The organism is Sphingosinicella sp. SM1-17, assembly GCF_056821765.1.
This window is the reverse complement of sequence record NZ_JBPDIO010000001.1, coordinates 3,348,683-3,371,694: the sequence shown is the minus strand read 5'-3', so window position 1 is coordinate 3,371,694 and position 23,012 is coordinate 3,348,683. Positions and strand designations below refer to the sequence as shown.

Here is a 23,012-nt window from a genome sequence, read left to right as displayed (position 1 = left end):
TGCCCTTTAGGTTCGGGAAGAATGTCTGCCAAGCGAATAGGGCAGAAAACGGGCGGCGGCGAGGCGGGCTTGGCAATGCCATTGGAGCCGTGTCATGACGCCCTCCGACGAGTAGCCGAGGATTCAAGAAGTTGTCGGACCAGGGAGAAACTGAAGCGCCGAACTACCCGCCGAATGCGGTTCACCTGATGCGAACGACGCAGCTTGCGCAGCTGCAGCTTTCGGCGATGGCCGACCACAAGGCCAGCATCCTGATGGGCGCCACCTTCGTCATCTTCACGATCACGATCGGGAAGGCTCAGGGTTCGAGCACCCCCATTCCCCTGCTGATCCTTGGGGGCGCGGCCTTCTTTTCGGCGATCTTCGCCGTGCTGGCAGTGCTTCCCAAGACGACGAGGCCGAAACGCTCGCCGCGCGAGAATATCCTGTTCTTCGGCGTGTTCAGCCAGATGGACGAGGAGGAGTTCATCGAACAGTTATTGTCGCGGCTGCACAGCGACCATCGCATTTACCGGACCATGGCACGCGACATCCACCAGGCAGGATCGGTTCTTCAGAACAAGAAATATCGGATGCTGGGCTATGCGTACAAGACATTCCTTGCCGGACTGGTGGCAAGTTGCATCGCTTACGTCACCCTCTACGTCACCTGATCCAGCCCTGCTGTCGATACCATTCCGCCGTTTCTTTCAGTCCTGTGGGCGTTCGGATTCGCGCTTTCCACAGACCTTCGGGCGGGCGCCGCTGTGCCGTCACCACCCAGTCGGGATGACAGAAGTAGCGCACCCGATCCGGAGTCAGTTTCGCCTTGTCGCGCCTGACCAGGCTATCGAGTCGCGAGGCCCCCTTCAGCACGAGTCTGGGCATTGAAAGGGCGGCCGTTCTTCTGCCCATCGCTCGGCCAAGGGTTCGAGCGAAATGACGATGGTCCCAACCTTCGGCCAGCCCGTCGTCCGGCTCGTAGAGCTCGGACACGGTTTCGGGCTCCTCGAGCACGGCGAGGATCAGCCGACAGAGATCCTCGACATGAACGACGGAGAAGCGCCCCTTCGGTGGCAAGGCGACGATGCCGCGCCGAGCCATCTTGAACAGCTCGAAGGTTTCACGATCACCGGGGCCGTAGACGGCGGGCGGCCGGATGATCGTCCAGTCGAGCCCGGAGGCAGCGACCAGCCGCTCGGACTTCGCTTTCGACCAGCCATAGTCGGACAGTTCCGGTTCGCGAGCCGCGAGCGACGAGATGTGGATGAAGCGCCGAACGTTTTCTCTTCGAGCGCTGTCGATCATCGCGGCCGTCCCGCCGACGTTCACCATTTCGAAGGAAGCGCGAGTCGCGGCGTTGATGAGGCCGGCGATGTGAATCACCGCATCGGCACCGTCGCAGAGCTTGCGAAGGCTTTCCGGCCGGTCGAGTGCCCCCTCCACCCAATCAAGTCTTTCCTCGGGCGGTTTCCAGCCTCGTGTGAGAGCGCGGATCTCATACCCCTGCTCGAGCGCCACTCTCAGCAGGTGCGAGCCGACGAAGCCTGTGCCGCCGGTCACGGCAAGGGTGCGGATCTTCGATCTCGTTCGATTCATAAGGGGGACCAGCCGCTCTCCTCATCCTCGGCCCGCTTGCGCTGGACTTGGCCGAGCTGCCCGAGGATCGCATCGAGGACCGCTTCGACTCCTTCGCCGCTGGCGCCGGACACAGGATAGACGCTGCAGTCGGCCTCGTCCTCCAGCTCGGCAGCGAGCGCGCTCGAAAGCTCTTCGTCGATCGTGTCGACCTTGTTGAGCGCGATTATCTCGGGCTTGTCACCGAGCCCGGCTCCATAGGCTTCCAGCTCCTCCCGCACGGTTCGATAGGCCGTGGCGACATCCTCGTTGTTGGCATCGACCAGATGGACCAGAACGCGCGTCCGCTCGATATGGCCGAGAAAGCGGTCGCCGATCCCCGCTCCCTCGGCCGCGCCTTCGATCAGGCCGGGAATGTCGGCGAGAACGAAATCGACGCCTTTGTGACGAACCACTCCAAGCTTCGGATGGAGGGTGGTGAACGGATAGTCGCCGACCTTCGCCTTGGCGTTGGAGACAGCGTTGAGGAAGGTCGACTTGCCCGCATTCGGCAGGCCGACCAGCCCGGCGTCCGCGATCAGCTTGAGCCGAAGCCAGACCCACATTTCCTCGCCCGGCCAGCCGGTACCGTGCTGGCGCGGCGCTCTGTTCGTCGAAGTCTTGTAGCTGGCGTTGCCCCGTCCGCCATCGCCTCCCTTGAGCAGGACGATTCGCTGCCCTGCCTCGGTCAGGTCGGCCAGCACATGCTCCTTGTCGTCCGACAGGATCTGAGTCCCGATCGGCACCTTGATGACCAGGTCCTTGCCGCTTGCGCCGGTCTGGTTGCGGCCTGCGCCGCCTTTGCCTCGGGGGGCCTTGAAATGCTGCGTGTAGCGGAAGTCGATAAGGGTGTTCAGCCCCTCGACGGCTTCGAAAACGATATCGCCGCCTTTGCCGCCATCGCCGCCGTCGGGCCCGCCATATTCGATGAACTTCTCGCGTCGGAAGCTCACGGCGCCCGGGCCGCCGGAGCCGGATCGGATGTAGATCTTGGCCTGGTCGAGGAAATGCATGGCGACTCTATAGGTTGCGATCCGCGTGAGGGAAGTGGGCGGCCGTCGACCCGGACCCGTGCCATGACGGGACGCCGTCACCACAACGCAACCTGCCCGTCACCGAAGTGAGAAGCGGTCGGCTCTAAACCGTAGTGCGCGATGGTTAACGAGGCGTTGACGTGAGTCGGTAGGGCGCTTGTGCAGCTTCACATCGCTCCGCCTTAATCGCGTTGCCTACTATTCCATAACAAAAAGGGTTGGAAATGAAGCGCATCATCTACGCATCCGTGTCCACGCTGGCACTCTTGGCGGCGGCATCCGCTTCCGCACAAAGCAATGGTGTGGACATCCGCCAGGCTGGCGAAAACGGAATCGTTCTCGTCGACCAGGATCAGGGTTCTGGCAACGAGGCCGTGGCACAGCAGAACGAAGGCTCCCTCGGCTCCGAGATCCGCATCTTCCAGACGGGAACGAGCGCTTCCGCCACCTCGATCCAGAACGGTGGCAGCGACAATCGCTCGATCATCGGGCAGACGGCAGGGGGCACCGTCCTGGTCGGCCAGGCGGGCGACGGCAACCGATCGAGCATCACCCAGAACGGCGACTCGTCGGTCGAGGTCGCCCAGACCGCCGGAAGTGGAGGCTATGTCAACAATGACAGCATGATTTCGCAGACGGGCGACGGCTCCACCATCCTGGTCAGCCAGACCAATGCTGAAGCTGCCGACACCAACCGGTCCAACGTTTTCCAATATGGTGACGGCCAGTCGGCCGAGGTAGTCCAGGTTGGTCCGCGGGTCGGCTCGACGATCACCCAGCAGGCCACGGCCACGGGGGCTTCCGCAACCGTCGATCAATCCGGTTTCTCGCACAGTTCGATTGTCAGCCAGGCCGCCGCGGATGCGAGCGTCTCCGTCGTTCAGTCGGGGGTCGGCGCGGGGTCGGGCAGCTATGCCGCGCCGATCACTCATTCGGCGAGGGTTACCCAGTGGTCGTCGGCCAGCGGCAGCGAGGCATCGGTGGTTCAGTCGGGCGAAGGCAGCGAAGGCCACAATGCCATCGTCAGCCAGAGCGGAGCGGACTCGTCGGCCCAGGTGTTCCAGTCCGGAGACGGCGCTGAACAATATTCGCTCGTGCTTCAGAGCGGCGTTGGTGCGGAAGCGGCTGTCGGTCAGCTCGGCGAGGGCAATGAGGCGAGCGTCAATCAGAAGGGCGACTCTACGTCTGCCGGTGTCTATCAGCAGGGCGGCTTCAACACGGCGACCGTCGATCAGCCGAGCGATGGCGCGCGCGCCTATGTGGCCCAGATCGGCAATACCAACACGGCGGAGGTAGCGCAGACGGGCGCCGCTCTTGCCGCCGTTGCCCAGATTGGTTTCCTCAATTCGGCGACCATCGAGCAGGAAGGTGCGGGCAATCGCGGCGGCGTCGGTCAAGGAGTCACGGCTGACCTGGCGGAGCTGCTTGAGGGCGATTACAGCAGTGTCAGCCTTGCGTCTGCCACCGGCACGACGGCGAGCATCGTGCAGAACGGGACCTACAGCGATGCCGCGATCGTGCAGGCCGGTTCGGATCACAATGCCGTGATCACTCAGGACTCGGAAACGACCGGCAATCTGGCACTGGTGGAGCAGGCAGGAACGGCGAACATCGCCACCGTGCTGCAGTCAACCAGCGGAAACCAGGCCATCGTCAGCCAGTCCGGCATGGGCAACAGCGCAACTGTCAACCAGTAAACCAATGGTTCCGGCGCCCCTTCCGGGGGGCGCCGGACCTATACGCCCCATAGAGACTTCACTGTCTGCGTTTGCCGCTAGCAGATCGCCTAGAAGGAGCGGCGGTCCAGACGAACCTCTGTCGGAGAATCCTTGCTTGGGCAAATCCAATTACGGCCGACAGGCAAGAGGCTCTGGTCCGTGGCAGTCGCTGCCTTGAATCACTGCAGTTCCTGGTGAGCGGAAAGTCCGCCATCACCTTGGGAGGTCTGACGAAGCGATCAACTGGCGTCGGGCCAGTTCTCGCGCCCGTTCGCGCGGCAGCCCCAAAGCCTTGGCCATTGGGCCGCCCAGCAGCGAGTCTCCGATAGCCGCGAGGACCAGCCAGAGAGTCGTCTCGTGTACCGGTCGGTCATTGCCCTCGCCGAGTTGATCGACCAGCTGGTGAATCGCCTCCAGGATCGGGTTGAGGGCGTCGCGATTGCCCGACAGGATCATCCAGGCCGCAAGAGCCCCACCGCCTTCGCGGCCGAAGGCGTCGAACGTCCGATCGACGATCGCGATCGGGTCAACCTCGCCGGCGCGGGCTTTCTGGACGGCGTCCGCGATCCCGGCGCAGACCCGCTCGCTAATCGACTCGGCGAGCGCCGCCTGCAGTCCAGCAGCGGAGCCGAAATGATGGAGCAGGTTGGCATGCGTCTTGCCAATCTCTGCTGCCACGGCTTTCAGAGTAACGGCCTGTGGACCCTCCTCGATCAGCAGCCGGCGCGCCGCTTCAAGAGCAGCGGCACGGCTTTCCTGGGGCGACAGGCGCTCGCGAACTATTGACATCTATGTAAGTATCTTGTAGCGGCCATGACCGACGGAGATACAGCATGCCGCGTGCGGGTACACCTCAAGACTTGGCGATTACGCCTCGCGATCGTCGCTTCGGTCGCGGCTCAAAGCAGGAACGGTGGTGGATGGGCGACGATCCGATCGCCACCGCTTTCTACAATGCCTTGTCGGCAACTTTCCCGAAGGGGGAGGGCTTTTTCGTCGAAAGCGTGCGCCGGTTTCGCGAAGGCGTTCCACCCAAGCTGGAAGGCGAGATCAAGGCCTTCGTCACCCAGGAAGTGATGCACAGCCGGGAGCATGTGCAGTTCAACAGGCGAGCCTTGGAGGCGGGTTACGATCTCAAGCCGCTCGAAGATCAGGTCGATCATCGTCTTGCCATCACCCGGGCGAAGCCGCCGATCGTCAGCCTCGCCGCGACCATGTGCCTTGAACATTTCACCGCCATCCTGGCGCATGAGCTGCTCAGGGATCCGCGTCACCTTGGGAAGGCCGATCCGGAAAGCGCGAACATGTGGCGCTGGCACGCGATCGAGGAGATCGAACATAAGGGTGTCGCCTACGACACCTGGTTGCACGCCACCCGTGGTTGGCCCCGGTCGAAGCGCTGGAAGGTCAAAACGATGGTGATGCTCTACGTCACCAGGAATTTTCTTGTCGACCGCACTCGAGGCACGTTGGAGCTTCTGCGGCAGGACGGAATCACCGGGCCCAAGGCATGGGCTCGGATGTTCTGGTTTGCCTGGATACGTCCCGGCATGTTGCGCCGGATCTTCGGCGCCTGGCTCGCCTTCTTTTTGCCGGGATTTCATCCTTGGAACCATGACGATCGCCAGTTGATCGCAGCGGCGGAACGGGCGCTCGACCGGGGACCGGTCCCCGCGGCTTAGCGCCGCTCTTCGCCCCGATCCCTCGGAAACCGAAGCTGCCCCCGCTTCCCCATTCGGGAGAAGCGAGGGCAGGATTCATGCAGCCATCGCGCAGGCAGGCTCGAGCGGCTGGTCCAGCTCTCCTTGCAGTTCCAGCTCGAACAGCTTGCAAGGAGCTTCCCTGCCCCTGGCGGCGCTATAACGGTGGGCCGTCACTCCGGTCGGCTGGAAACCGAGCTTTGCGAGCACCCGGCCCGAGGCGGGGTTGTCGAGGAAGTGACCGGCGATGATTCGTCTCAGACGCAGCGAGTCGCGAGCGGCTGCAATCACCGCCCGACCGGCTTCGGTGGCGAAGCCAAGTCCCCAATAGGGGCGGGCGATCCAATAGCCGAATTCGTGGGCGCCCGATGGCATTCGACCGAAGCCGATTCCGCCGATCAGGCGGGGAGCGCCCCTGGTGCGCAGAAAGATGAGGCAGCTGGGATCGAGCGGGTCGCGCTCTCGCGACAGAAAGGCTTCGGCATCTGCAAGGCTATAGGGCCAGGGAGCCGTAGCGAGATTGCGAACGATCCGCTCGTCGGCGATCGCCTGGTGCAGGGCCGGCGCGTCTTCCTTCCAGCCGGGACGCAGCAGCAGTCTTTCGGTCCTCGCGAACATGACTCTTCCCCTTCACTTGCACCGGCCTTGACCAAAAATCGGTTTCGGTCCGGCGACATTCGCGTGAGGGAGAAATGAAAAGGGAGAGGGGGTGACCCTCTCCCTCACTACGGTTCCCTGACGAGAACCCGGGGCCACCCCTTCCTGGGTAGCCCGTCCTCGACTACCCCTATTCCGCTGCCTCAATCTGCCCCATGTCAATATGGACAAACTTGCGGCCGAGCTTGCCGTCGCGAAACGCGACGCGGCCGTCGGTAAGGGCGAAAAGGGTGTGATCCTTGCCCATGCCGACGCCGTTGCCCGGATAATATTTCGTGCCGCGCTGGCGCACGATGATGTTGCCGGCGAGGACAGCCTCACCGCCGAACTTCTTCACGCCCAGGCGCTTGCTGTGGGAGTCGCGGCCGTTGCGGGACGAGCCGCCTGCTTTCTTATGTGCCATGACGAATGCCTACTCTAAATCTCTTCAGGCTTCTTTATCAGCCGCCGGCTTCTTTGTCGAAGCCTTCTTTTTCGGCGCGGCCGGGGTGTCGGTTTCGCCTGCCGTCGGCTCGGCCTTCTTCGGCGCCTCGGCCTTGGCCTCGGTTGCGGCCGTCTCCTTTTTCGCCTTCTTCGGCGCCGGATTGTCCGTCATCGGGCTCTCCGCGCCCTCGATCTTGGCGGGAGCCTCGGACGGGGCAGGAGCCTCCTTCTTGGCTGCCTTTTTCGGCGCGGCGGCCTTCTGGTCGCCGATACCGACGATTCGCAGGATCGTGTGCTGCTGGCGGTGGCCGCGCTTGCGACGATAATTGTGGCGCCGTTTCTTCTTGAAGACGATCACCTTTTCGCCCTTGGCCTGGGCGATGATCTCGGCCGAGACGGTGAGACCGTCCGTGGGCTTCAGCTCGCCGCCGTCGCCTGCGAGCAGGACGTCGTCCAGGGTGATGGTGTCGCCAGCCTCTCCGGCAAGCTTCTCGACGACGATCTTGTCTCCGGCGGCGACGCGATACTGCTTGCCGCCCGTGCGCACGATTGCGAACATGGCTCTTTCCGATGCTTCCAAAATGCTTGACCGCGCCGGCCGAGGCCCGCGCGGAGACGCCGGCTGCTACATAGGGACAGCGTGGCTGTCAACCAAGAGCAGGGCCCGGCGCCGTCTCAGTGACGCCGTTCGCGCTTCAGCCGGTAGCGTCCATCCGAAAAGCCCTCGAACATTCCGGAAATGGCCGGATGGTCGACCGGCTCGCCTTCCAAATCGGGAACCAGATTCTGCTGGCTGACATAGGCGATGTAGGACGATTCCGAATTTTCGGCGAGCAGGTGATAAAAGGGCTGGTCCTTGGGGGGACGGATTTCTTCGGGGATCGCCTCATACCATTCCTCGCTGTTGGCGAAGACCGGATCGATGTCGAAGATCACGCCGCGGAAGTCGAACAGGCGGTGGCGGACGACCTCGCCGATCGAAAACCGGGCATGGGCGATGGGCGGCGCCTGGAGCGCAATCGAGGAATCGAAGCTGTGGTTGCGAGGCTCGGTCATCGCTACCATATGTAGGGAGGATTGCGCGCAACACAAGCAAGCTGGTCCACTTGCGACAGGCTCAGGAGACGCTTGGCAAGGGGAGGGGCTTGGGTTAGAGCGCGCGGCTCATCGACCGGTCCCCGAGGACATCCGAGGAAGCTTGGCTCCACGGACATCTGGGAAGGGACCTGCTTTCAAGCAGCGGAGAGGTGCCGGAGCGGTCGAACGGGGCGGTCTCGAAAACCGTTGTGCCCTCACGGGTACCGAGGGTTCGAATCCCTCCCTCTCCGCCAGCTTGCTTGTTCTAAGCCCCTCTGGCTGACCCGCTACGCCTCGCGGGAGTGACCGGATTTCCCGCTTCACCTATCTGATACCGGTGGCGGGACCCGACCGGAAACGCACCTGCGAGGCAGCGACCGGAGGCTTGACCGGCTGCAGAGCGCTGCGCCATCTCGGCGGCAAGACTGTCGTAGACCGCGCCGAGAAATCCGGCCGGGTCACCTTCCAGGCCTGGGCGATAAGGCGCCAGTAGCTCCGAGGCGAGGACCTGATCGCGCGTTTCGCCCGCCGCGATTGCCTCGCGCACCTCGCCGGCGACGGCCTGCAGCATGTCGCGATGGGCCTGGAGCTCCGCGCGGGTCGCGATCGGTCCGTGGCTCGGAACGATGCGCGTACGATCGTCAGCGACGGCGAGCACGCGCTCGATCGCGGCGAGAATGCCCTGAATGCTGCCGCCGCTGTCGCGGTCGATGAAGGGGAAATAGCCGTTGAAGTAGACGTCGCCCATGTGGATCACGTTGGCGTTGCGGAGCGTTACGATCGTGTCGCCATCGGTGTGAGCATTGGGCGCATGGCGCAGTTCGACGATCTCGGCGCCGTGCTGAAGGTCCAGACCTGAATCATAGGTAAGGCTAGGAAGCGCGACCGCGGACGCCGCCGGGATCCGGGCGTTATACGCACGCATATATTGATCCGCGGCCCGGCGAACTCGAACGTTGCGATGGGCGATGATCGTGGCTCCGGCACGACCGGCCCAGTCGTTGCCGCCGCTATGGTCGAGATGCCAGTGGGTGTTGATCACGTAGCGTAATCCGGCGCTCGACACCTGCGCAATCGCCGCCTGGGTTTGCTCGCGATCATTCGGCGCCTGATTGTCGATCAGCACGACGCCGTTCGGTCCGCTCAGGATCAACACATTGCTGCTGGATCCGATCAGCACCGCGACGTCCGCAGTCAGTCGCTCGAGCTGCTGTGCCTCGGCTGGAGGCGCGAAAGTGGCGGCGCAAAGAAGGCTCATTCCGGCGAGGTGACGGATCATCAGTCTGCGCAATTCCTGGTTGGAAACCGGACAGCCGATCTGCTGCCAGCCGACTAATCCTTCGGCGACCAGTCTTCGACGAACGACCTTTATCGGCGACCGGCTGCCGCACTTTCGAGGAGCTGAGGATTCGGGATGATGCGAGAGGCTAGAAGCTGAAGCCCAGCGAGGCCAGCAGCATGCCTGCGGCAAGGTCGCGTCCCCTGTCGTCCGGGGCGCGAGCGTCGCTGTCGGCATAATGAAGTCCGAGGGCGAACCCATGGAGGGCAACGGTGCCGCCGACACGCCAATCGACCTTCCCGCCTTTGTCCGTCACGTCGAAATAGCCTCGCTCGTAGCCAAGCTGAACGTCGAGCGTCACCGGTGTGCCGGACAGGGCATGTTCGGCACCTGCGAACAGGTACAGATTGTCGCGCTTGGTCCCGAAGGAGTCGCGCATCGCGCCCTGAGCCGGCGCATAGCTCAACCCGAAGCGCGGCGTCGTCGTGCCGACTGGATAGGACAGCGTTCCGGACAGTTCGAAGAAATCGAGGGCTCGGTCCGAAGGATAAAGGTACTGGGTTGCGGAGACATCCAAGGCCAGGCCGCTCTCCCATTCGACGGCATAGCCCATCATTAGGTCCAGCTCGGCGTCAGCCCCGCCTTCCGTCTCGCTGATCGTCGAGCTCCAGACGGTGCCGTAGAGGCCGCTCTCGTGAAAGAGGGTGAGACCGCCCTGCGCGGCCGGGGATCTCCCCGATAGCGAAATACCCCTGAAGCGGTAATCGGATACGAGCTGAGCTTCGCCAGACAGGGTCAGTCCCCCCGGCATCGTTGCGGTGCTTGCGGGCATCGAGAAGAGGCTGGCGGTCAGAGCGAAGGCAGCGGAAGCAAGGCGAAGCACGGCGAGGAACTTTCAATCTGGAGAGGGGTGGGGTCAGGCGGCGTTGCGGCGGGCGTCCTGCTCGGCGAGCAGAGTTTCCACCTGAGTTTCCGAGAGTGCCCGAGAAAAGAGGTAGCCCTGCATCTGGTTGCAGCCGGCAACGGTCAGAAAACGCTGCTGATCCGCAGTCTCCACGCCTTCTGCGGTCACGGTCAGCCCCATGGCATGGCCGAGCGTGACCACCGCGGCGACGATCGAGGCCGAATCGACCTGCTGCCCCAGATGCTGAATGAAGGATCGGTCGATCTTGATCTTGTCGACCTCGAACCGGCGCAGATAGCTGAGAGACGAATAGCCAGTGCCGAAATCGTCGAGCGCGATCCGAAATCCGGCGGAGCGAAGCTCTGTCAGAGCCGCGCGCACCAGGTCGTCGTCGTCGAGCAGGACGCCTTCGGTCACCTCCAGTTCGAGCTGACTCGGCTTCACGCCCGCTCCCTCGGCTATCGCGATGGCCCGCTGGGCAAAACCCGAGGCGCGAAACTGGACCGGTGAAAGGTTCACCGCGATGAACAAGTCCGGCCAGCGCCGCGCCGCAACGCATGCCTGGTGCAGGACCCATTCGCCGAGCTGGCAGATGAGGCCGGTCTCCTCGGCGACCGGAACGAATTGTTCGGGCGGGATGATGCCCCGCTTCGGATGACGCCAGCGCGCCAAAGCCTCCAGACCGACGATCGACTTGCCGTCTGCCGAAACCTGCGGCTGGTAGTGGACGTAGAGCTCCTCGCCACCGGAAAGGGCGGCGCGGAGATCCTCTTCCACCGCGCTTCGAAAGCGGATCCGCTCGTCCATGCTTTCGACGAAGAAGCGGTAGCAGTCGCGGCCCTCCTCCTTGGCGCGGTAAAGGGCGATGTCGCATTTGCGCATCAGGTCGACTCGGTCGAGTCCGAATTCGGGAGCCATGACGATGCCGATGCTGACTCCGACGAAGGCCGAGCTACCGAGCACTTCGAAGGGTGCGTGAACCGCCTCGAGGAGGCGCTCGCAAAGGGCCTCCACATCGGACGGGGACTCCATGCCCGGCAGAAGCACGGCAAACTCGTCGCCGCCCAGCCGTGCCATCGTATCGCCTTCGCGGATCAGGGCGGCGATCCGAGCGCCAAATTCGCGGATCAGGGCATCGCCGGCAAGGTGGCCGAGCGTGTCGTTGACATGCTTGAACCGATCGAGGTCGAGCAGCAGAAGAGACAGGCTCTCGCCTCGACGGGCACGGTTCAGCGCATGATCGAGCCTGTCATTGAACAGCGCCCGGTTGGGAAGTCCGGTCAGGGTGTCGTGAAAGGCGAGGTGCTGCGCCTGAACCTCGCTGGCGCTGAGCTGGACAAGGGTGTCGCGCAGTTCCCCCGTCGCTCGCCACAGCCAGCGGGCGAGCAGGGCCATGGTTCCGATCATTGCCAGGATCATCAGGACCGCGATCGGAAGCAGAACAGCTTTGATCTGCGATCCGGGCAGTTCCGGACGCCACGCAAACCAGCCGATCGTCTCGTTCTTTCTGCCAAGAAGCGGGATTGAGGCCTCACCGTCTTCAAACGCCTCTTCGCGAGAAAAACGCGGCGAATCGATCAGGTTTCGGCGTTCGAGTTCTGAAAGGAATCCGCCGTCCAGGAAGCGAAGGCTGATCATGATGGGCTCGGTACCCGGACGGCGCGCTTCAACGGTGTGAGGAACGATCAGCATTACGCTGACAGCAGCCGGTCGCCCGCCGACGCTGAGCAAGCCGGTTGCGTGAACCGCGTTCTCCGTCGTCAGGACGTTGGTCTGGTCAGGAAGGCTCTGCCCGGGAAGACGGTCGAACCGGCCATTCGGCTCGTCGGACCGCCCGCGTACCAGATCGACAAATCGGCGCAGATCGGAACGCACGGCCTCGAAGCGCTCGGCTGGTGCCATATTGCCGTCAAGGCCGGCGTAGACCGGCTCGTCGCGAACATCGAGGATGTAAACATGATCATGCGCGAACAGATTGTGGAGCCAGAGCCCGAGATTCTCGTCGACCCAGGCGAGGTCCACCTCCCGCGACGCCAGTTGATCCACCGGATCGTCCCAGACGGCAATCGCTTCCTGCTCCTGGGCGAGTCGCGCAGTTACATCGTCGATCGCCCGACGCGTCGTTCGGATCTGCCGCTCGACCGAGACCTCGTCGCTGCCGCGGGTTGTCCAGTGGAGGGCGAAGACCGAAAGAGCGGTGGCGATCAACGACACGGCAACGACTGGAAACAGGATTTTAGGCCCGAACCGCCATGTCGTGTGCGAATGATCGGCCACAGCCATTTCCCCCGCCTCGCTCTGAGGCCGGGGAGAGGCTATGCCCGCGGGGTTCACGCGACGTTTCAGCGTCGCTTGTGTTTTTACCTATTCCGGGTCCGAAGATGAGCGGAAGCAGCCGCAGCCGCTGCCGAGCAGGGCCGTGATGGCCGTTCGGGCCGGGAGGGGCGAAGCGGCAGACGATCTCAGGTTGGCCGCGCCTCCGGGCTCGGCCGCTCTTCGCCAGGACCGGCTGAATCGCACAAGTCCCGTTCGGACGTCATAAGGCGAATGCGCCTCACGCACTTCTTCCGGCTTGCGCCGATTGTAAGCCAGGGCAAGGTGACATGGACGATCGGCCCGATCGCTACGGCATAAAGGACGGTGCCGACGCCGACAGTGCCGCCGAGGAGCCAGCCGGTGGCGAGGACGCCCACTTCGATCGTCGTGCGGACGGTCCGGACGGACCAGCCGGTCCGGCCCACGATCCCGGTCATGAGTCCGTCCCGAGGGCCGGCACCGAGCCCTGCGCCGAGATAGGCGCCGCAGGCGAGACCGTTCAGGGCGATCCCCGTCAGCAGCATCGCGCTCTGGAATGGCAAGCCGCTTACCTCGGGCATCAACCGCAGGCTGAAATCCGCGGCGGTTCCGATCAGCAGGACGTTGAGCACGGTGCCGATCCCGGGCTTCTGGCGAAGTGGGATCCAGAGCAGGAGTATGACCAGGCCGACAAGGTTCACCACCATTCCGAGGCTGAGTCCGAGTTGGGGAGCCACGCCCTGGTGGAAGACGTCCCAGGGATTCAGTCCGAGGCCTGCCCTGACCATCAGGGCCATCGAGAAACCGTAGAGAATGAGACCGGCGACCAGTTGAGCGAGGCGATAGTTCATGCCCTTCTCTTCGGCTTCAGCGGCCTTGATTGAAATGGCCACTCCCTTACAACTGGACTGGTGAGCACGGTCAGAATGGGAGCCAGATCGCTGGCGCGGCAGCTTGGCCTGTGGCGGTCCGAATCTGCTCGAGTGCCGACCTGGCGTCAGCTCCACGATGCGATCAGGCTCCTCATCCTTGATGGACGCCTTGCCATCGGTAGCCGGATGCCGGGCGAGCGCGATCTTGCGGCGGCTTTGGCGGTGAGCCGGACGACGATCAGCGCCGCTTATGCCGAACTTCGAGCCGAGGGCTTCATCGAGAGCCGCCACGGCGCGCCCAGTATCGTTTGTGTGCCGAGCCTCCCGGGCGGCCGGCCGCAAGCCGATCTGGGCGATGGGGATGGCGTGATCGATTTTTCGGTAGCGGTGGTTTCGGCAGCCGCTTCCATCCACCACGCTTATTCAGCGGCACTCGCCGCACTGCCCGAGCACCTGCCGCAAGGCGGCTATCACATGCTCGGCCTCTACGGGCTGCGGAAAGCCATCGCCCAACGCTACTGCCAACAGGGGCTTCCCACCTCTCCGGACCAGATCCTGGTGACCCAAGGCGCCCAGCATGGGTTGGCACTGATTCTCCACTGGCTGACGGTGCCGGGCGATCGCGTCGTCGTCGAGAACCCCACTTATCCCTTGGCAATCGATGCACTGCAGCGGGCCTCCTGCCGCGCCGTGGCAATTCCCATGTTCGAGGGTGGCTGGGACAGGGAAGGTTTCGCTGCCGCGCTCCGCCAGGTCGGGCCTCGATTGGCCTATGTGCAGCCGGACCATCACAATCCGACGGGTCTGGTAATGGACGAGGACGGCCGCCGCGAGATTGTGGAGGCCGCCGGCCGAACCCGAACCTTGCTCGTGGTCGACGAGTCGATGCGCGATCTGTGGCTGGACGTGCCTCCCCCACCGCCGCTCGGATCCTATGCGGCAGACGGGGCGGTCCTGACCCTCGGGTCCATGTCGAAGTCGCATTGGGGCGGACTGCGAATCGGCTGGATCCGGGGAGATCCGCGTTCGATCGAGGCGATCGCCCGGGTTCGGGCATCCTTCGACCTGTCCAGCCCGTTGCTGGAGCAGCTCGCGGCGGCGCACCTGCTCGGTCGCGAGATCGCCGATCTGGAAGGAAGACGCGTCGAGCTCAGGGTGAAAAGGGATCTGCTTGCCAAATATGTCGAGCGCTGGCTCCCGGACTGGACCTGCCGCCTTCCAGCGGGAGGACTCGTGCTCTGGATGCAACTTCCCGCGGAAAGAAGCACCATGCTTGCGGCGGCGGCCGAAGGGCGGGGCGTACGGATGGCTCCCGGGTCGAGATTCGGGCCCGAAGGCGGTCTGGAGCGCCGTCTCCGTCTGCCGTTCACCGCTGCGCCGGAAACAATGGAGGAAGGGGTGAGGCGCATTGCCGCCGTCTGGCGCCAGATGAGCGGGCCCCAGATCCGGGACACCCTGTCGGCGGGGTTTGTCGACGTCATCTGACGGGCGCGATGGCCGCTGCTCAAGTCCGGGAGGCCGCGCTTGGGAACCGTCGGGCGCTGCCCATTACGGAATTGGCGTCCGTTCGGCGTCTGGTGAAGTGAGACATCCAAAAGGGATTTGACCATGAACAGGTTGGGATACGCGGCAATCGCCTCGCTGCTTCTGGGAGCCTGTGTCGAGCGGCAGCCAAGCCCCGTCGATTCTGCCCGGCTTGGCCTGCAGCGGCCGCCGGATACATGTGGGGCCGATCGCTACGCCCACCTGATGGGTCAAAGCATCGATCGGGCGCCAGCGGACGGCCCGAATGTTCGCCAGGCATCCGAGTCCGACGCAATCACCGAAGACTTCCGGCCCGATCGGATCAACTTCTTCTTCAACGAAGATGACCGGCGGATCATCGGGATTCGCTGCTTCTGAACCTTGGCGGGCCTCGATAAGCAGGCTGGAGTGCCCTTGCTCCGGTGGTCAGCCGATCGCGGCATTCCGGCTCCGAGATCGGCAAACTGTCGGAGAGCAGACCCCTTCATAACTCGGCGAATTTGAGGCGCCGGAGCGATTCCCCGGATGGAGAATTGCTTAACTTCCCGCGAGATATGACGGGGGTTGGACTCACCTTGGCTGAATCGCATTGCTCCATACCAAGCCATCCGACCTCAACTATCCACTGCTGGGCTTGTGCGATCTGCAGGCTGAGGTGGCGGAATTGCGAGCGGCCTTGGCGGAGAGCCGCCGGGAATTCCGGAGCGTCCTTCGCAGCCTGTCAGGCCTCTTCTACAGATCCGAACTACACGCCCCGTGGCGGATGTCCTTCGCCAGCGGTGCCATAGAAGAACTGACAGGCTACGAGACTGCCGAAATCCGGGACCAGGGCGGCTGGGCCGACATCATGTTTGCTGAGGACAAGGCTGCGGTCGAAGCCGCCGTGTCCGAGGCCCTGGAGTCAAGGCAGAGCTTCGAAGTCACCTATCGGATCACCACCAAGAGCGGAGAGCTGCGGTGGGTGAGCGAGCGCGGCCATGCGGTTTATGACGATCAGGGGCACCCTTTGCACCTGGAAGGTATCATTCGCGACATTAGCGGGCGCAGGGAGGCGGACGAGCTTCAGAAAATCATGCTCGCGCGCTGGAAGACGACGCTCGACACCATCCCGCAGATGGTCTGGACCATGGCCGCCGACGGCTCCGAGGAATTCTACAATGCGCGCTGGGTAGAGTTTACCGGCTGCGAGGTGAACGGCGCGCTCGACCTCGATCGCCTTTCGCTGGTGCATCCTGACGATCGGACCAGGGCAAGCCGGACCTGGTCCGAGAAGTTCGCGTCAGGCGAAAGATACGAAGCTCAGTACCGGCTCAGGCATGCAAGCGGAGACTATCGCTGGGTGCTTAGCCGCGGCGAGCTTGAACGTGACCGGGACGGCGTGCCTATCCGCTGGTACGGCACATGCACCGACATTCACGACCAGGTGATGGCCCGCGAAGCCTTGAAGGCCAGCGAGGCGATCAACCGAAGCATGGTCGAGGCCAGCCCGGACTGGATCGCGCTCCTTGATCCGGAAGGCATCATCCGCTTCCTCAATCCCGCAGCGGTGGCCGCCTTGCGCCAGGGCAGGAGCTGGATTGGCCGTTTCTGGATTGACGCCTTCCCGACGCAGGCGCGTGAACCGGCGCTTCTGGCGCTCCGCGAGGCTCAGTCAGGGCGCACCGGTCGCTTCATGGCGAGGCAACGGAGCGTCAATGGCGTTCGGTGGTGGGACGTCATCGTCACCCCGATCAGCAGTTCCGGCGGCAGTTCGAACGGACTCCTGTCCATTGCGCGTGACATCACCCATCAGAAGACGGCCGAAGAGCAGGTGCGCTGGGCCGCGAATCACGATCCGCTGACGCAACTACCCAACCGAGCCTTGTTCCAATCCACATTGGACGGCGCCCTGATGGACGCTCGCGAAAGCGGCGTCGGCTGCACCGTCCTGATGCTGGACCTCGACGACTTCAAGCGCACGAACGATGTGCTCGGCCACGACGCCGGCGATTCGCTGCTCGTGGAATTTTCGAACCGGCTTAGACAGACGGTCCGAGCCGACGACATGGTCGCACGGCTGGGTGGCGACGAATTCGCCGTCCTCCTCCGAGGGATCGGCCAGCGGGCGGAGGTGGAATCGGCCGCATCTTCGATCCTGAACGCGCTCAGGCGTCCCTGTCAGATCGATGGTAAGCTGCTCGACATCAAGACCAGCATCGGTGCCAGCATCTATCCGAGCCAGGGCTCGGAGCGCGGCGAACTGATGAAGCACGCGGACATTGCTCTCTACGTCGCGAAGGCTGCGGGCAAGGGCATATTGAGGGTGTTTGAGCCGAAGATGCGCGCCGAAGCTCAGAACCGACTCTCGATGCTGGCTCTCGCGAAGGACGCGCTGATTCAGGGACGGATCCGCCCCTTCTACCAGCCGAAGGTGGATCTGCGCACCGGACGCCTTGACGGCTTCGAGGCCTTGCTGCGCTGGGACCATCCCACCAAGGGTGTCCAGACGCCCGACACCATCGCTGCGGCGTTTCAGGACATGACCCTGGCTGCAGAGATCAGCGATCGGATGATCGATCTCGTTTTCGCGGACATGTGCCGCTGGACCGATCAGGGCATCGCCTTCGGACAGGTCGCCCTCAACGCAGCCGCGGCCGAATTCAGTCGAGGCGCCTTCGCCGAGCAACTGCTCGAGCGCCTGAACCGCGCAGGTCTGCCCGGCTCCGCGCTCCAGCTCGAAGTGACGGAGACCGTGTTCCTGGGGCGGGGCGCAGAGCATGTCCAGGAAGCGCTGAAACTGCTTGCGAGTGAGGGCGTCCAGATTGCCCTGGACGATTTCGGCACCGGCTACGCCTCCCTTTCGCACCTGAACCACTTCCCGGTGAGTGTCATCAAGATCGACAAGTCCTTCATCTGCCGCCTCGAGAAAGGCAATCATGAGGCTTCGATCGTCAGGGCCGTCATCAATCTCGGCCAGAGCCTCGGAATCAAGATTGTCGCTGAGGGCGTGGAAACGCGCGATCAGGCGAGCTTCCTCAGGAAACACCGCTGCCATTCTGGCCAGGGTTATCTGTTCGGAAAGCCGGTCGAAGCCTCGCTGGTTCCCGATCTGGTCACCGGCATGACCCGAGCTTAGCCATCGGTCCCACTGGACGACTTGCCGGGAGCGAACCACGAGCAGGTGTTGCCAGACTGAGCTTCGGCTGGAGGCAAGGTCGCGGGATCGAGCGCTGAAGCTCTGAGAAATTCCAGAGCGGCTTCCGGCGATTTGCGGCGAGCCGAGCCGGTGGAATGTTCCTGTCCCCGGCTTGTCATGGAATCTTCCCCGGAACCCGGTAGCTGGGTCGATGACGGCCACAAGGTGGCCAGTGATCAGCTGGGCCGATCCAGTCGGTCTGAAGCAACGCGTCGGCAGTCTGGCACGGGCCTCCTTCATGCCCGCCCGCCTCGCTGCGGCAATTGAGGAAGGAATCGGGTCGATGGCTATCTGGATCAACGAGTTCCACTATGACGATGCAAGCACCGACAGCGGCGAATTCGTCGAGATTGCAGGCGCCGCCGGAACCGACCTCACCGGCTGGAAGATCGTGCTCTACAACGGGTCGAACGGCCTCGCTTATTCGACGGTGACTCTGAACGGCACGGTACCGAACCAGCAGAATGGCTTTGGCACGGTTTCCATCGCTTACCCCGTGAACGGCATCCAGAATGGCTCGCCGGACGGAATCGCGCTGATCGATCCGAACGGCAATGTCGTCGAGTTCCTGAGCTACGAGGGCGTCTTCGTCGCCGCCGACGGTCCAGCCGCAGGCAGGACGAGCGTCAATATCGGCGTCTTCGAGCCCGGAAATGCGGAAGGCACTTCGGTCGGACTGGTCGGCACCGGCACCAGCCGCGGCGATTTCACCTGGGCGCTGATCGGCGACGACACGCCCGGCGCCACCAACCAGGGCCAGAGCTTCATTGGTGCGGCCCCAGGCCTGTCGATTGCCGATGCCGAGGTGGTGGAAGGCAATTCCGGGGCTGCCGAACTGGTCTTCACCGTCACTCGCAGCGGATCGCTCACGGGCTCCGCATCCGCCACGTGGGCGGTCGCTCCCGGAACCGCCGACCTCGCCGATCTGGAGGCGCAGCCGCTGACCGGATCGGTTGTCTTCGCCGACGGACAGGCCGAGGCCCAGATCGTGATCAAAGTTGCCGGCGACACGCAGTTCGAGGGAGACGAGACGGTCCTCGTCACCCTGTCGGAACCGAGCGCGGGCGTTGTGCTTCTCGATGCCGAGGCGACCGGCACGATCCGCAACGACGATGCGGCGCCCCCGGCAGGGCCGGTTTTCATCAACGAGCTTCATTATGACAATGGTGGCGCGGACGTTGGCGAAGCGGTGGAGATCGCCGGGGCCGCGGGTACCAGTCTCGCCGGCTGGACCCTCGTCTTCTACAACGGCAATGGCGGCAGGACCTATGGCGAAATCGCGCTGACGGGGATCATTCCCGACCAGGACGACGGCTACGGAACGCTCGCCTTCGATTTTCCCGGCATCCAGAATGGCGCTCCGGACGGCTTGGCTTTGATCGATCCGAGCGGCGCGGTCGTTCAGTTCCTCTCCTACGAGGGTGAAATGACGGCGGTGGATGGGCCCGCCGCGGGGATGACCAGCACCGACATCGGTGTGTCCCAGTCCGGTGGCGAGGCGCCCGGCAAGTCGCTCCACCTGGTCGGAAGCGGCGGATCTTATGGCGACTTCGCCTGGGTCAGTGGCGACTCGAGCTTTGGCTCCGCCAACGGAAGTCAGGACTTCATCGGCGCGGACGCCCCGGGACTGGTGTCGGTGCGCAACTCGCAAGTCGTGGAGGGTGATTCCGGTAGCGCCGAGCTCGTGTTCGTCGTGCGCCGTTCGGGCGGCCTGAACGGCTCCGGCTCCGTCGACTATGAAGTGCTACTGGACGGCACCGCCGATCCGGGCGACCTGGTCGCCGGCCAGGTCTTGACCGGCTCCGTCACGTTCGCGCCTGGCGAGAGCGAACAGCAGATTGTCGTTCAGGTCTCCGGCGATCTTGCCGGTGAAAGCAACGAGACGCTTTCGGTGATCCTTTCCAATCCTCAAGGCGCGGTCCTGATCGAATCCGGATCAGCGATCGGCACGATCGTCAACGATGATCCGGTCGACCTGGCGATCTACCAGATCCAGAGCGCCGCGCACGTGTCCGAAGTCGCCGGGCAGGTCGTGCGCACATCCGGAATCGTCACTGCAGTAGACAGCAATGGCTTCTACCTGCAGGATCCGAATGGGGATGGCGACGCCGCCACGTCCGACGCGATCTTCGTTTATACGCGCGGGGCTCCGGCCGTCGCCGTGGGGGACTCACTCGATCTGACCGGAAGGGTCGAGGAATTCGTGCCGGGCGGCGATCCGACGAATCTGAGCGTGACTCAGATTGCCGACGCCACCTTCACAATTCTCTCGTCCGGGAATTCGCTTCCGGAGGCGGTGCGAATCGGTGCAGGCGGCCTACTGCCGCCCAACGCGATCATCGATGATGACGGGCTCGTCTACGATCCGGCGAACGACGGGATCGACTTCTACGAGTCGCTCGAGGGCATGCGGGTCACGATCGAGGCGCCGCTGGTCGTCGGTCACACCAACAGTTTCGGCGAAACCTGGGTGGTGGCCAGCGGCGGCGTCGGCGCGACCGGAGTCAATTCGCGCGGCGGCATCACTGTTTCCGAGGGCGACTTCAATCCCGAGAAGATCCAGATCGACGCCGATTCGGGCCTCTTCGCCGGCTATTCGCCCAGTCACACGCAGGGCGACCGACTCTCGGATGTGACCGGCGTCGTCTCCTACAGCTTCAACAGCTACGAAGTGCTGGTCACGGAGGCCGTTACGACGACCCAGGACGTGAGCCTCGACCGCGAGACCACGACGATCGACGGGGACGCCGACAATCTTTCGGTCGCGACCTACAATGTGGGCAATCTCAGCCCGTCGACATCAGCACAGACGTTCGAACTGCTCGCCAACGATATCGTCTATGCCCTGTCGGCCCCCGACATCATCGCGGTTCAGGAGATGCAGGACGGGAACGGTCTTGGCGGCACCGATCCCCTGTCGGCCCAATATACCGCCCAGCTGCTGATCGACGCAATCGCCGCAGCGGGGGGACCGAACTATGTCTATGTCGAGATTGCTCCTGACTCGGAAGGCTCCACCGGCGGAGCGGCCGGGGGCAACATCCGCAACGGCTTCTTCTACAATCCTGACCGGGTCTCGCTGGTCGAGGGGGGCCTCAGCCTGATCGACGACCCGGCGTTCCAGAACAGCCGCAGGCCGCTCGTCGGCACCTTCTCGTTCAACGGCGAGGAGGTGACGCTGGTGAATGTTCATTTCTACAGCCGCGGCGGCAGCGACCCGTTGTTCGGTGCCGACCAGCCGGCCGAACCGCGCGGCGATGATCGGCGCGAGGCGATGGCGGACGCTGTGGCTGCCTATGTCAATGACCGGCTCGCTGCAGATCCGGCGCTGAAGCTTGCCGTCGCCGGCGACTTCAACGCCTTCTACTTCGAGGAGACGATGGCGGAGCTCCACAGGGATGGCGTCTATACCAATCTCTACGAGCTGCTGCCGGAGGAGGAACGCTACAGCTATCTCTACGAAGGCAACCTCCAGGGCCTGGACAATATCGTCGTCACCGGCGGCCTGCTTGCCGGCGCCAGGTTCGACGCGGTCCATCTCAATGCAGAGCAGGTCTTCGGCGCACCGCGGGCAAGCGACCATGACCCGCTGATCGCCACCTTCCACATCCCGCAGCCGAACGTTCCGCCGGTGGCGACGGCAGACGTCATCGCCGTCGACGAGGACGCCGCAAGCGGCAATCTGTGGGACCTGCTGCTGTCGAACGACAGCGACGGCAACGCGCGCGACTCGCTGGTGATCCAGTCGGTGGACGGGACCGGTACCTATGGTTCGCTGGTATTCGATCCGGAGCTCAAGACCCTGCGGTACGTCGCCGACCATGACTCCTTCGATGCGCTCGCGCCGGGCGAGACCGCGGTCGATCGCTTCACCTATACCGTCTCGGACGGCAAGGGCGGGACCGATTCCGCGACCGTCGAGGTGATCGTGACCGGGATCGACGATGGCGAAATCCTGTCGGGCGGAAATGGCCGCGACATCCTCGCCGGAAGCGCGGGCGAGGACAACCTTTTCGGCGGGAATGGCGACGACGTCCTCCTTGGCCTCGACGGACACGACTGGCTGTTCGGTGACAATGGCGCCGACAGGCTCGACGGCGGCGCCGGGAACGATGTACTCGTCGGCGGACGCGGCGACGACCTTCTGATCGGCGGCGCCGGCCGCGATCTCTTCGTTCAAGGCAAGAGCGGCGGCACCGACACCATCCTCGACTTCGAGGTCGGCCTCGACGTCATCCGGCTGGAGCCCGGTATCGGTGTTCGAAGCCATCGCGTTGACGACGTGAACGGCGACGGCGTGCTCGATCTGAAGCTCGATCTTTCCAAGGGCGGCGGATCGCTCATCCTGCTTGGCGTGTCGGCGTTCGAGGATGTGGATTTCGAGACCGGCAGCGGTTCCGCGCCCATGCTGTCCGGATTCCCCGAATTCCTGGGGCACCAGGCCCACATCGTCTGAGGCGACCGGGCGGGCCGTGACGTGCTCTGTGCCGGCACGATTGTGGCTCGCCCTTGCCTTGCCGAGATTCGCCCCTGACCCATTCGGGCGAGCTCACGTGCGGCCGCGTTTGCCGGCATAGTGGCGCCAATGCCCGCGGCACCGCATCTGGCCGCTGGCTCTACTCAGCGTGATCGGCGAACTCACGGACCACCTGTATCAGTCGCTCAGGACGTCCGGCCGGAGCGCGCATTCGTCCATGACCTATGCCTCACCACTCTGCTCTGGACCTCTCTCCTGAGAACAGATAGAGAACATGAACG

The 23,012-nt window shown here is 63.8% G+C and carries 18 protein-coding genes and 1 tRNA gene; 8 read left to right on the top strand and 11 right to left on the bottom strand.

The window, feature by feature from the left end:
• The first annotated feature begins 188 nt into the window (after positions 1 to 188).
• Positions 189 to 653 carry a Pycsar system effector family protein gene (locus ACRYLT_RS16825; protein ID WP_482665233.1) on the top strand — a complete coding sequence of 155 codons (465 nt, stop codon included), beginning with the start codon at positions 189 to 191 and terminating at the stop codon, positions 651 to 653.
• Here ACRYLT_RS16825 and ACRYLT_RS16820 read toward each other — a convergent pair.
• Both ACRYLT_RS16820 and obgE read right to left on the bottom strand, forming a co-directional pair.
• Positions 646 to 1,578: an NAD-dependent epimerase/dehydratase family protein gene (locus tag ACRYLT_RS16820; RefSeq protein ID WP_482665232.1), complete on the bottom strand. Its 933-nt coding sequence runs from the start codon at positions 1,576 to 1,578 to the stop codon at positions 646 to 648. The genes ACRYLT_RS16825 and ACRYLT_RS16820 overlap by 8 nt on opposite strands.
• A complete protein-coding gene (gene obgE / locus ACRYLT_RS16815; protein ID WP_482665231.1) occupies positions 1,575 to 2,609 on the bottom strand; it encodes a GTPase ObgE in 1,035 nt (344 codons plus the stop codon). Before obgE ends, ACRYLT_RS16820 begins: the two co-directional genes overlap by 4 nt.
• 245 nt (positions 2,610 to 2,854) lie before the next feature.
• Between obgE and ACRYLT_RS16810 the strand changes: the two genes are divergently transcribed.
• On the top strand, positions 2,855 to 4,327 hold the full coding sequence (locus tag ACRYLT_RS16810) for a hypothetical protein (RefSeq protein ID WP_482665230.1): 1,473 nt from the start codon (positions 2,855 to 2,857) through the stop codon (positions 4,325 to 4,327).
• 234 nt (positions 4,328 to 4,561) lie between these two features.
• On the opposite strand, the gene ACRYLT_RS16805 is transcribed toward ACRYLT_RS16810, so the two are convergent.
• Positions 4,562 to 5,137 (bottom strand): TetR/AcrR family transcriptional regulator, encoded by a 576-nt coding sequence (locus ACRYLT_RS16805; protein ID WP_482665229.1) that lies wholly within the window; start codon positions 5,135 to 5,137, stop codon positions 4,562 to 4,564.
• Between the two features lie 44 nt (positions 5,138 to 5,181).
• Here ACRYLT_RS16805 and ACRYLT_RS16800 point away from each other — a divergent pair, with 44 nt between their 5' ends.
• Positions 5,182 to 6,030 carry a metal-dependent hydrolase gene (locus ACRYLT_RS16800; protein WP_482665228.1) on the top strand — a complete coding sequence of 283 codons (849 nt, stop codon included), beginning with the start codon at positions 5,182 to 5,184 and terminating at the stop codon, positions 6,028 to 6,030.
• Positions 6,031 to 6,105: 75 nt separating this feature from the next.
• Here ACRYLT_RS16800 and ACRYLT_RS16795 read toward each other — a convergent pair whose 3' ends face one another.
• The 4 genes from ACRYLT_RS16795 to hspQ all read right to left on the bottom strand — a co-directional run bounded on the left by ACRYLT_RS16795 (position 6,106) and on the right by hspQ (position 8,184).
• Complete coding sequence (locus ACRYLT_RS16795; RefSeq protein ID WP_482665227.1) at positions 6,106 to 6,666, bottom strand: GNAT family N-acetyltransferase; 561 nt, start codon at positions 6,664 to 6,666, stop codon at positions 6,106 to 6,108.
• Between the two features lie 169 nt (positions 6,667 to 6,835).
• Positions 6,836 to 7,108, bottom strand: a complete 273-nt coding sequence (gene rpmA / locus ACRYLT_RS16790; RefSeq protein ID WP_482665226.1) for a 50S ribosomal protein L27 — start codon at positions 7,106 to 7,108, stop codon at positions 6,836 to 6,838.
• A 24-nt stretch (positions 7,109 to 7,132) separates the two neighbouring features.
• Positions 7,133 to 7,675 carry a 50S ribosomal protein L21 gene (gene rplU / locus ACRYLT_RS16785; protein WP_482665225.1) on the bottom strand — a complete coding sequence of 181 codons (543 nt, stop codon included), beginning with the start codon at positions 7,673 to 7,675 and terminating at the stop codon, positions 7,133 to 7,135.
• Positions 7,676 to 7,803: 128 nt separating this feature from the next.
• The gene (gene hspQ, locus ACRYLT_RS16780; RefSeq protein ID WP_482665224.1) at positions 7,804 to 8,184 is read right to left on the bottom strand and encodes a heat shock protein HspQ; all 381 of its coding nucleotides are present in this window, start codon (positions 8,182 to 8,184) and stop codon (positions 7,804 to 7,806) included.
• Positions 8,185 to 8,369: 185 nt separating this feature from the next.
• Here hspQ and ACRYLT_RS16775 point away from each other — a divergent pair.
• Positions 8,370 to 8,459 (top strand) — tRNA-Ser (locus ACRYLT_RS16775).
• Between the two features lie 11 nt (positions 8,460 to 8,470).
• Here ACRYLT_RS16775 and ACRYLT_RS16770 read toward each other — a convergent pair.
• The 4 genes from ACRYLT_RS16770 to yczE form a co-directional block, all read right to left on the bottom strand.
• Positions 8,471 to 9,484 carry an MBL fold metallo-hydrolase gene (locus tag ACRYLT_RS16770; protein WP_482665223.1) on the bottom strand — a complete coding sequence of 338 codons (1,014 nt, stop codon included), beginning with the start codon at positions 9,482 to 9,484 and terminating at the stop codon, positions 8,471 to 8,473.
• A 148-nt stretch (positions 9,485 to 9,632) separates the two neighbouring features.
• Complete coding sequence (locus ACRYLT_RS16765; RefSeq protein ID WP_482665222.1) at positions 9,633 to 10,367, bottom strand: TorF family putative porin; 735 nt, start codon at positions 10,365 to 10,367, stop codon at positions 9,633 to 9,635.
• A gap of 33 nt (positions 10,368 to 10,400) precedes the next feature.
• The gene (locus tag ACRYLT_RS16760; protein WP_482665221.1) at positions 10,401 to 12,671 is read right to left on the bottom strand and encodes a putative bifunctional diguanylate cyclase/phosphodiesterase; all 2,271 of its coding nucleotides are present in this window, start codon (positions 12,669 to 12,671) and stop codon (positions 10,401 to 10,403) included.
• A 179-nt stretch (positions 12,672 to 12,850) separates the two neighbouring features.
• Positions 12,851 to 13,534, bottom strand: a complete 684-nt coding sequence (gene yczE, locus ACRYLT_RS16755) for a membrane protein YczE (RefSeq protein ID WP_482665220.1) — start codon at positions 13,532 to 13,534, stop codon at positions 12,851 to 12,853.
• A 75-nt stretch (positions 13,535 to 13,609) separates the two neighbouring features.
• Between yczE and yczR the strand changes: the two genes are divergently transcribed.
• The 4 genes from yczR to ACRYLT_RS16735 all read left to right on the top strand — a co-directional run bounded on the left by yczR (position 13,610) and on the right by ACRYLT_RS16735 (position 22,710).
• Positions 13,610 to 15,040, top strand: coding sequence for a MocR-like transcription factor YczR (yczR, locus tag ACRYLT_RS16750; RefSeq protein ID WP_482665219.1), 1,431 nt, complete (start codon positions 13,610 to 13,612; stop codon positions 15,038 to 15,040).
• Between the two features lie 123 nt (positions 15,041 to 15,163).
• Positions 15,164 to 15,457 (top strand): hypothetical protein, encoded by a 294-nt coding sequence (locus ACRYLT_RS16745; RefSeq protein ID WP_482665218.1) that lies wholly within the window; start codon positions 15,164 to 15,166, stop codon positions 15,455 to 15,457.
• Positions 15,458 to 15,734: 277 nt separating this feature from the next.
• Positions 15,735 to 18,194: a sensor domain-containing protein gene (locus ACRYLT_RS16740; RefSeq protein ID WP_482665217.1), complete on the top strand. Its 2,460-nt coding sequence runs from the start codon at positions 15,735 to 15,737 to the stop codon at positions 18,192 to 18,194.
• Between the two features lie 343 nt (positions 18,195 to 18,537).
• Positions 18,538 to 22,710 carry a Calx-beta domain-containing protein gene (locus ACRYLT_RS16735; RefSeq protein ID WP_482665216.1) on the top strand — a complete coding sequence of 1,391 codons (4,173 nt, stop codon included), beginning with the start codon at positions 18,538 to 18,540 and terminating at the stop codon, positions 22,708 to 22,710.
• Positions 22,711 to 23,012: the final 302 nt, after the last annotated feature.